The following is a 9,889-nucleotide window of genomic DNA, read 5'->3' on the forward strand; positions in this document are numbered from 1 at the left end:
TAAAAAATCAGGTGTTTTTTCTCACGGCCGGCTTTTGCCCTCCATCTGAAATAAGACACAGGGCTCAATCAATTGGAACTTAGGTAACAGGTCGGCCACTAAGGCACCAAGGCACAAAGAAAGAGTATGGATTATAAGCCTTTATCAAACTTGAAGTAAGTGTTTGCGAAAACAACTGACTACGGACAAAGGACTACGGACACTACCCAAAAAAGAATTATATTATAATCTTAGAGGCTTGGTGTCTTGGTGGCTGAACTATTACCAAATAACTTTAATCCCATGAAAAATCGGTAAAATAATTTTATCCAGAACGTATTAAGGTATATGAAGTCTAATTTAACACTTATCGGTATGCCTGGTGCAGGAAAAAGCACAACTGGAATAATACTTGCAAAGTTTTTGTCTTTTGGTTTCATTGATACAGATGTGCTCATTCAAATCAGCCAACAAAAATCGTTACAACAAATTATCGATGAAAGCGATCACCTAACTTTAAGAAAAATTGAAGAGCAAGAAATCCTAAAATTAAATATTGAAAATCATGTCATCGCAACTGGTGGCAGCGCCGCTTATAGTGAAAAAGCCATGGCTCATTTGCTGAATATGTCAAAGGTAATATTCCTCAAGGTAGACTACGAATTAATTAAAAAGAGGATTCATAATTTTGCGACAAGGGGAATAGCAAAAGCAAAGAACCAAACATTCAGAGACTTATACAATGAACGACAAATTCTTTATAATAAATATGCCGAGATTATTATAGATTGCAATAAACTTGATCAAGAAGAAATAGCAGAGATAATATCAACGAAGTTCTTGCAAAAGAATAATGACTGACCAATGATTCGGTTGAAAGGTTGTCAAAGTGCGGAATATTTTTTCTATTCTACACTTTTTATTTTTAAAGGGGTCATCATTTGGTTTAATTTGGAGTAAATGGTGATTTGCGGGACATCCATAAATATACAAATAACTTTCTGAAACCTCTTTAGTGGTTGGAGTCCCGGGGTCGCATCTTAATTATTAATCGTTGGTTTTTTGAGTCGATTTATCACCCTTTAATCATAATAAAAACCGCTCCGCCAAGCATGAACACGGCTCCGCAAAAGCGGATGATAATATTTTTTTCCTTGAAAATCAAACCGCCGTAAATAATACCAAAAAGAACACTGAACCGTTTTACTGAAACCATATATGCGGCTTTGGTGATGGAGATTGCCCATCCGTGAAGAAGCGCATGGGAAAAAAGCAAACATCCAGCAACGATACCCTTAGCGGGTAAGTTCTTGAAGGTTTTCAGGCGTATTTTCCCTAAAACTCGGAGGAGAAGGAATAAAAAGAGAGTTAACGCCAAAAAGAAAGAGATGGTAAAAAAGAGGACGGATGAATGCAGAATGGCTTTTTTTCCTATTACTGCGGCGAAACTAAACAAAAAGGATACAATGAGCATAAGCCATGACCCTGTTTCTCTAAAGATAGCTTTCAAGGGAGCGAAAAAATTCCAGCTTTGGGTTTCAAGGTTTAAAACATAACCTCCAAGGCATGTAATCAATATTCCGAGAACTCCCCAAATATTTAGCACTTCGCCTAGAAATAAATAACCTGTGAAAATCATAAAAGTCGGTGTAAAAGCAAGATATGGGAGAGTGAGTGAAAGCGGAGACGTTTTGATGGCCTTCATATAAAGAATGAGACTGATTCCGTTGATTGGAAGACTTAGAAAAAAGCACCAGAAAAAGGTTGCGTCAAGGGGCGGCACTGAAACCCAAAAAATGGCAATGACAAACAAAGGACAACTGTACACGAGGGGATACATGGACATCTCATAAGGGCTGAAACGGGAAAAGAATTTTTTAACCCAGGCATCCTGGGAGGAGACGGCTACAGCGGTAAGAAGCGATAAAATCAGCCAGTTCATGAAAAGGTGCTCCTGCTTTATTGCGCAAAGAACGAACGCTTCCGTAAATTTCTACATGCCGTATTCTATGGCCTATTGATTCAATAGTAAAGATAATTTAAAATCATCATAGGGCTTTGCGGGAACATCCATAAACATACAAATAACTTTCTGAAACCTCTTTAATGGTTGGAGTTCCGGGGTGCATTTTAATTGTTCTTTGGCCCTGCTCTTGCCATCAGGGGAATTTTTCTATATAGTCAGGAGTACTGACATGATGATGTTGGTTAGGAAAACAAGGGGGTCAGGTAACAGTTAAATGATCCTTTTGCCCCGTGAAATGGCCTTGCGGGATTTCACGGGGTAAAAATTTAACCCTGGTTAAATAAATAAAAAAGAAATTTAACTGGGCCCCGACGTCGGGATCTACGCTTCACTCCGACAGGCAGGATAAATCTTCATTCTTGACGGTTGTGCGGACTTATCTTGGGGAATGGTCTTTTTGGGGGTAGATAGGCGAAGATTTCAAATGAACGGGTTAGGATTAAACGCTTATAGGACTCAATATTTCAAATACAGATCTCCTTTTGACAACCATGAATAGCATTATACAATCCCTTAATAATTTAAAAGCAAGAGTTCGTAACCTTAGCGCATCCGATGCTAAAATCATCTCAACAAATAAGATTCCTATTGAAGATGAAATTATTGACTTTTGCAAAGAACCTCTATGTGAAGATTACGGTAAAAGCATTTATTGCCCACCACATGTTATGAAGCCCCAGAGATTCAGAGACCTACTTTCTAAATACAAAAATGCCATTTTTTTTAAGATCGACGTTTCAACCAAAACCTTATTGTCTAAAGAGCGATTTAATGCATTTAGAAAAATCTATGAGATTACCACTGAGTTAGAGGCATTCGCCATAAAAGCTGGTTTTTCTAAATCTAAAGGATTTGCAGCTAGATCATGTAAACCGGTCTTTTGTCCTGAATATCAATGCCAAGCCCTAATAAATGGAGCGACTTGCCGTTACCCTGATAAAGCTCGACCATCTATGGAGGCTGTTGGAATTAATGTATTTAAACTGGTTAGAGATGTTGGCTGGGAAATCCATAAAATCACCAAAAATAGTGATCCAGAATCGGTGCAGAAAGGGAGTTTGACAGGTTTGTTACTGGTAGGTTGATTGATTTTCAAAATCGTTCTTATAATTTGAAAGAGAACTATTGATTGTATCAGATGGATCTTATAGGTAGTTCGAATCAACTGTAGAGTACTATCTGTCTTATTAATGGCACCCAACGCGGTTGCACCGGATCGCTGCCTAATGCCGTACACAACATTTGACTATATCTCCATGGGGATTCGCGACGTTAAACTTAATCTATACCGAACGACTGGAGGGTACCTACATGTCATCGAAGAAGACGCGCACTGAGTCCGACAGGCTGGATCATATCATAGCCGAGGTTCGGCATGACCGAGAGCGTCGGGAGAAGACCTATCGGGGGCGAGCGCTCAAGATGTTTCCGTGGATCTGTGCGCTGTGCGGGCGCGAATTTTCAGGCAAGAGAGTTCGAGAACTCACGGTCCATCATAAGGATCACAACCACGATAACAATCCGCCGGACGGCAGCAACTGGGAGTTGCTGTGTATCTACTGTCACGACAATGAGCATTCGCGGGATCAGGTTGCGGAATGGTATGACGAAAAGACGCCGGACGGCGGGCAAGAGCCGCGTTCCGGCAACAGGCCGTTCGCGAGCCTGAAGGATTTGCTGAAGGAGAAAAAGTCGTAAAGGGATTGAAAGGGCATCGGGAAATTTCCAGGACGGTCATGCAATTTAACTTTTTGTGGAAATATATTAATCTGATGTTGCCCAGGAGGATATGATATTGGCAATGCGAGATGGTTTGTGATAATTGTCTGAATCGACTCATTTGCAACTCCTTTCTTGATAAGGACAAAAGGATTCTGAGCTTATGGGGCTTCTCAAAACATTTTTCAATCAAGATCCTGAAAAGACTGAGCAGAGGGGTGATGTCTTTTTAAAGGCCTCCGATTGGGGCAGGGCGAAGCTTGAATTCGAAAAGGCCCTGGACGCATTGGAAAAAACATCGTCTGATGATGCTTCAGAAACAAGGCTTCGGGATAAACTGGTTCAGGCCAAAGGGGCCCTGGCACACGAACACAGGCAGACCGGTGAAGATTTGATGGAGGCCGAATATTACGATGAGGCGAGGGAATTTCTTCAATTGGCCCTCGACTTGACCCAGGACCCTGCATTGATATCCGCTGTTGAAAAACTTATGCAGGAGATTGCACGCCTCACAGCTGGAGATATTCAAATGGAAGTGCCCCAATCTGACCTGACTCCCCTCGCCGATGACGAGACATACACCGGTGATCAGGACGATGAGACTTTTATGGCACTCTGCAGTGCACTGCCCGAAGAGGTGCAGGAGGCCTACCTTTCCTATGGAGGGTCCTTTAAAACCGGTTATCTCGCGCTGAACCGGGGAGACTTTGATCTCGCAGCCGATGACCTGTCCCGTGCCTTGGAGGAGAACCCTGCCCCGGATTCAATTATCCCCCTTGAGCTGGCCACGGCCTACCTGAACCTGGAGAAATTGGATGAAGCCCGCCGTTTGCTGGAGACCTTTCTCCAACATCATCCGGATGCCCTGCCGGGTTATCAGGTGCTTTGCGAGGTTTACTGGGAAATGGGGGCCTTTGATCAGGCCGAAGCCCTTCTTGCCAATTGCCAGGATGACCTTAAAAACTCTTTGGCCTATGTCCTGCTCCGTGGCGAAACCCTGTCTCAGGCCGGGAGCCATCCGGAAGCCGCCGCGCTCTATCAGGATCTCATGGAGGCATACGGATGGAACGAACCACTAGCGATTGCGCTTGCCGGCACATTGGAGACCTTGGGAGACCTTGAAAGCGCCCGGAATCTGTATGCCGAAATCATGGATCAGTGCCGCAGCTGTCATACCCGCATCGATCCTCTGATCAAACGAAGATTCGCGGATATCAGCTTTGATTTAGGCCGGCATTCTTCAGCGATTCTGGAAATGTATCTTTCCCTGGTTCAGGATGATCCGGAAAATGCTACGTTATATTTTCAGAAGATCAGCCGAATATATACCTCGATGGGAAATGAGGAGGAAGCACGCCGTTTCCGGGTATTCGCCCAACAGGCAGAAAATGGAAAAGGATAATTCTCTCTGCGGCCTCCGTGTCTCTGCGGCGTGATAATAGCTTTTAAGTAGTATTTCCGATTTTTATAGGACCATCGTCAAGCCACGCCTTCGATAGTAGCAATGGACTAAAGGACTCCGCGGTAATACGCCAGGCGCTTGGCATGCGGCTCGAATACATTTAAAAGCTGTGATCTTTCTTCTTCAGACAGCGGTTTGAAATTACGTCCGGTGTCCGCCAGCGTATCAACTTCCTCGGCGGATGAACACCCCACGATGGCTACGGTAATGTCGTGGGATAATGCATACCGGATCAGCAGTTCCGGGGTTAGCCTGGATTTCAAATCAATGTAATGACCGGCCCCCATAATTTTCATTCCGATGATCGCCATGCCCTTGGCCCGGGCCGTCGGCATCGTGGTTATCAAAAACCCCCCCAAAACACCTTCGACGGGGTTGACGGGCATCATCACCGCATCCACGGGCCACTGCTCTACGGCCCGGGTCAGGATTGCGGGGTCATGGTGGCCGGTAACGCCGATATAACGGACTTTTCCGGCTGATTTGGCGTCAACGAATGCTTCCAAAGCGCCTCCGGGACCCGAAATCGCCTTAAGATCATCGTCTGTGCGGACATCGTGGATTTGCCACAGATCGAGATAATCGGTCCCCAAACGCTCGAAGGTCTCTTCAAGGTCTGCCAGCGCACCGTCTTTATCCCGCCGGGCTGATTTGCTGGCCTGAAAAATCCCGGAGCGTGTCTCCGGATGTTCGCGCCACAAGGATCCGTAGTAGACCTCGCTGTCGGCATACACCCGGGCGCAGTCAAAATAGGTGAGGCCCTGTTTGACGGCCGTTTTAATCACCTCGCGTGCCTGAGCGTCTCTCCTGTGGGTTCGCAGAATGCCTTCACCGCCAAGCCCGACCATTGTGACCGGCGGCCCGGACGCCGTAAAATTTTTGGTTGCGATAACGTTAGCGCTCATAGGTGCTTCCTTTAAATACGGCATGAATGTCCAGGTCCTCAGAACCAGGTATTGACAGTTTGGCCAAAAGAATGACAAATAGTTCTCGTTAACCTCCAATTTCCCACTTGCTTGGCCCTTCGATAATGCCACCGTCATGAGGAAGGCTGGTTCTGGTGGAACGTAGATGTGCAAAGGGCGTGCGGTAAAGGAAATTGGACACTCTGGAGGTATAAATATCTGCATATCCTTCTAAGAGCCGGGAAAAATAGCTCTTGTCCCAGCCCGCACGGGTAAGAAGTCCCCAACGTGGATTAAATATCTTCCACGCCTTATTTGCCAGAGGTCCGATGCGCTTGTCCAAAGCGGATATCTTTTTCGACAGTTCTCCAATTTTCTGATAAAGGGTTGTAACGGGCACATGGGATTGCGGACCATAACCTAACTCTGCCCGTTGAACATAAAGCTTAATCTGGAGTTCATCATTTTCAAGCCTTACTTTTTCCCGCATCATTTCCAACAAACTGGTTTGTTTGGCACGAAATTCGCGCAAGCAGGCCAACTCTTCCTCTAATTCTGGCAAGACAAGTGCGGTACGCCACCTGAGTATACTAGCGGAAGCATGGACATCTGCTTCAATATGGTCTCCTACATACATGATTTTTCTACCGTCCAGTCCGAAAGCTTCTTCTACCATACCGGCATGGCCGCCCACATAGATACCGCCCTTTTTCAGAGATTCGACCACAGGCTTCAACAAGCCCTGTTCATTGACCACTTCGAAAGCAGGCTGCTTTTGCAAAAAAAAGTTGGGTTTTCCTGCTGAAACGATTACCATGTCAAACAGATTTTTCCAGTTCAAACCATCCGATAGATGACGATCAAAGGTATAAGCCATGATTGCTTTTACGTATTCCCAATCGGAATCGGTGATCAGCACAAGATTTTTACCGGCGTGCTTCTGATCAAGGAGAGCAAGGGGAGTTTCAACATCCTCGACGATATAACTTTCCGGATCTTTGAGAATTTCGTCCTTGAGCAACCCTTTTGCATATGCAAGATCCAAATTTCTGCTCACCTGTTCCTGGAGACCGGCGTAGCCCAACATTTCTGGAAGCTCACGGCAGTCCATCTTGTCCACTAACTGTGCATATAAGCAGCCAATAGACAGGTCGAAAAGCGTGGTAAGTAAAACCCACCGGCTTTCACGAATATCTACTACAGTTCTTGAGTAAATTTTTCGCATATCTTCAAGACCCAGCAGCAGTGTTCCATGGTACGCCCGCTTTATATATCCGAAACGATTTGGTTTCACGATATTGCCAAGTTTCTTGTCAATGACAAGACCTCGAATAATCATCTCCGGATCATAATAAAGATTATCTACCGGCCAGCCGAGTTCTAGTAATTTTTCCTTTAAATGTTCATAAGCCATTTTTTCCAAATGCTTGGCGTGGTATTGGATCAGGGTATAGTCCATGTCGTAACCGAGGACTCTGATGGAGCGCATGTTCAGCGTCCGGTTTGTAAAAATGTTTCGCTCATGCGGTGGTTTTGCGATCAGTGAAGAAATATCGGTCATAGTCCCCTCCAATATTCTTACAGTCTGGATTTAAGGTGTTGAATAAAATTCTGCCATTATCTCGATTTAAAGTCAACTTTCTGATTTTGCCTTTATCTATTCTAATTTATTGGTACCGTTCAAAAGTTTGTACATGGGACTCTGGACGCACATTAGTTTATAAGTTGCTTGGGAGGCGTATTTTAATTATTCTTTGGCCCTGCTCTTGCCATCAGGGGAATTTTTCTATATAGACAGAAATACAGGATCTCAGGGACGTAGATAAAATTATAAAATTCCTAACGACAGCCAGGCAATCAGATTAAAGACATGAGCGGTACAAACCGTGAAAAAATAAAACCCGGCCTGCAAGTTCAGATCGTATTAAAAAAAGATCAGCGTACCGAGAAATTAACTAAAGGAGTGGTGAAAGATATCCTGACCAAATCACCGACTCACCCCCATGGGATTAAGGTCCGTCTAGAAAGTGGCGAAGTCGGGCGTGTCAAAGAAATATTATAAATCGGGGTAAAAACCCATCGGGGCCGGTTACACTGTTTTTGATATCGGCCTTACGGTTTAGTCCTGCTTATAAAATAAGCCCTGCCGCAGTCAAACAAACATTCTATATCCAAAAACCATAAAAATACGAGCATTTTATAAAATTTGATCATTGACAATAAAAGCACTGCCATGTATGTGCTGGCAGGCTTTTTTTGCCTTTGCCATAATGCCTTGATGCGTTCTGCAGTATTAAGCGGGGATACGAATCGCGCCATAGATCATAGAGCGCTGGAGGGATAGCTTCGGTGCAATATCACCCATGCCCGCAAATCGTTGCGGGAAAGGGAATCAACTCCGGGAAAATTAAATGAAAAACCACACCCGCTCTCCATACCGTGATCCCCACCGCTGGATAGTCTTTGCCGTCATCTGCCTGGTGTACTTTTTCGCCTATTTCCACCGGGTGTCCACCTCTGTCATCGCCTCGGATCTTTTGAAAGCCTTTGACACCAACGCAACGGCGCTGGGCTTCATGTCGTCTATGTATTTTTATCTCTATGCCTTTGAGCAGCCGCTTGTGGGATACCTGTCGGACCGGCTCGGACCCCGGCGAGTGATCGGTTACTGGTGCATGGCGGCCGCAGCAGGAAGTTTTCTTTTCGGCCTGGCGCCTAACATCGGCTGGGCTTCGGTGGGACGGGCGCTTATCGGACTTGGCGTGGGCGGCGTGTACGTGCCGGCGGTCAAGGCTTTCTCCCTGTGGTTCAGCAAAAAAGAATTTTCCACCATGATCGGCCTGCTTATGGCCATGGGAAATTTCGGGGCAGTGATTGCCACCACGCCCCTGGCCTGGGCGGCTGCTTCATGGGGGTGGCGGCCCACATTTTTTCTGATCGGTGGGATCACACTGGGATTGGCATTTGTCACACTGTTGCTCACCCGGGATTACGCTCGTCCATCCGAAACGGTTCAGGTGAATGATGCCATAGCATCCGGAGGCAATCCGGGTTCAAGAACAAAGGCCGTCAAAGTGTTGACTTCCGGGCAATTCTGGATCATTGCGACAATTTTTTTCGGCATTTACGGCACCCTGATAACCTTGCAGGGGCTGTGGGCAACGCCGTTTTTGATGGCGGCCCTTGGAATCGAACACATCTTTGCCAGCAAGCTGAACATGCTGATTCCCGTGGGCGTAATCATCGGTGCGCCTGTTGTGGGCTGGCTGATCGACCGATTTTCGCTCAATAAGGGAAACACCCTGATTTTGATCCTGTCTGTATATACCTTTACCTGGGTGGGAATCATATTTTTGTTCAGTCAGTTGGGGGCCGGCGGCCTTTCTCTGGTGCTGCTGGTGATGGGCATTGCCACGGGTGGATTCATTAGTACGCTGTGGGGGATCGTCCGGGAGACCACACCTTTGGAAATTCTGGGTTTGACCTCCGGCATGCTCAACTCGGCACCGTTTCTCGGCGTTGCCGTTTTTCAGGTTCTTACAGGCGCCATGCTGGATCGGGCTGGCCGCGTTGGCGATCTTTACCCGCTATCGGGGTTCAAAAACGCTTTTTTGGCCTGTTTGTTCGGTATTGTCATCTGCCTATTGCTGTCGTTTTACCTCCGCAAGCCCAAGCGGCCGGAGACCTCCTGATCGCCCCTTGTGGCAGCACCGCGGTTCGAGATTTCAGGGAAATTATGTTAAATGGGGTCGGGCCACAGAAACATCTTGATATAATAGATAAAACGTTTTAAAAATA

General features: G+C 45.9%; 9 protein-coding genes. 6 read left to right on the plus strand and 3 right to left on the minus strand.

The genetic code is table 11. The annotated features are described in order from the left end of the window. The first annotated feature begins 327 nt into the window (after positions 1 to 327). Positions 328 to 840 (plus strand): shikimate kinase, encoded by a 513-nt coding sequence (locus V3S16_RS15740; protein ID WP_413886640.1) that lies wholly within the window; start codon positions 328 to 330, stop codon positions 838 to 840. Positions 841 to 1,054: 214 nt separating this feature from the next. On the opposite strand, the gene V3S16_RS15745 is transcribed toward V3S16_RS15740, so the two are convergent. Continuing rightward, positions 1,055 to 1,921, minus strand: a complete 867-nt coding sequence (locus V3S16_RS15745) for an EamA family transporter (protein ID WP_413886642.1) — start codon at positions 1,919 to 1,921, stop codon at positions 1,055 to 1,057. Positions 1,922 to 2,496: 575 nt separating this feature from the next. Here V3S16_RS15745 and V3S16_RS15750 point away from each other — a divergent pair. From V3S16_RS15750 to V3S16_RS15760, 3 genes are all read left to right on the plus strand, one after another. Continuing rightward, entirely contained in the window at positions 2,497 to 3,090 is a 594-nt protein-coding gene (locus V3S16_RS15750) for a DUF2284 domain-containing protein (protein ID WP_413886644.1), read from the plus strand. 226 nt (positions 3,091 to 3,316) lie between these two features. Beyond that, positions 3,317 to 3,703, plus strand: a complete 387-nt coding sequence (locus V3S16_RS15755; RefSeq protein ID WP_413886645.1) for a YajD family HNH nuclease — start codon at positions 3,317 to 3,319, stop codon at positions 3,701 to 3,703. 184 nt (positions 3,704 to 3,887) lie between these two features. After that, positions 3,888 to 5,126, plus strand: a complete 1,239-nt coding sequence (locus V3S16_RS15760) for a tetratricopeptide repeat protein (RefSeq protein WP_413886646.1) — start codon at positions 3,888 to 3,890, stop codon at positions 5,124 to 5,126. Between the two features lie 107 nt (positions 5,127 to 5,233). Here the strand turns inward: V3S16_RS15760 and V3S16_RS15765 are convergent, their stop codons facing one another. Next, entirely contained in the window at positions 5,234 to 6,091 is an 858-nt protein-coding gene (locus V3S16_RS15765) for an aldo/keto reductase (RefSeq protein ID WP_413886648.1), read from the minus strand. Positions 6,092 to 6,179: 88 nt separating this feature from the next. Further along, a complete protein-coding gene (locus tag V3S16_RS15770; RefSeq protein WP_413886650.1) occupies positions 6,180 to 7,652 on the minus strand; it encodes an HAD-IG family 5'-nucleotidase in 1,473 nt (490 codons plus the stop codon). 309 nt (positions 7,653 to 7,961) lie between these two features. Here V3S16_RS15770 and V3S16_RS15775 point away from each other — a divergent pair, with 309 nt between their 5' ends. Further along, positions 7,962 to 8,153, plus strand: a complete 192-nt coding sequence (locus V3S16_RS15775) for a YwbE family protein (protein ID WP_413886652.1) — start codon at positions 7,962 to 7,964, stop codon at positions 8,151 to 8,153. 349 nt (positions 8,154 to 8,502) lie between these two features. After that, positions 8,503 to 9,783, plus strand: coding sequence for an MFS transporter (locus V3S16_RS15780; protein WP_413886654.1), 1,281 nt, complete (start codon positions 8,503 to 8,505; stop codon positions 9,781 to 9,783). Positions 9,784 to 9,889 lie beyond the last annotated feature (106 nt).

The sequence above is a fragment of the Candidatus Desulfatibia sp. genome (assembly GCF_036446775.1).
In the GTDB taxonomy this organism is placed as follows: domain Bacteria; phylum Desulfobacterota; class Desulfobacteria; order Desulfobacterales; family UBA11574; genus Desulfatibia_A.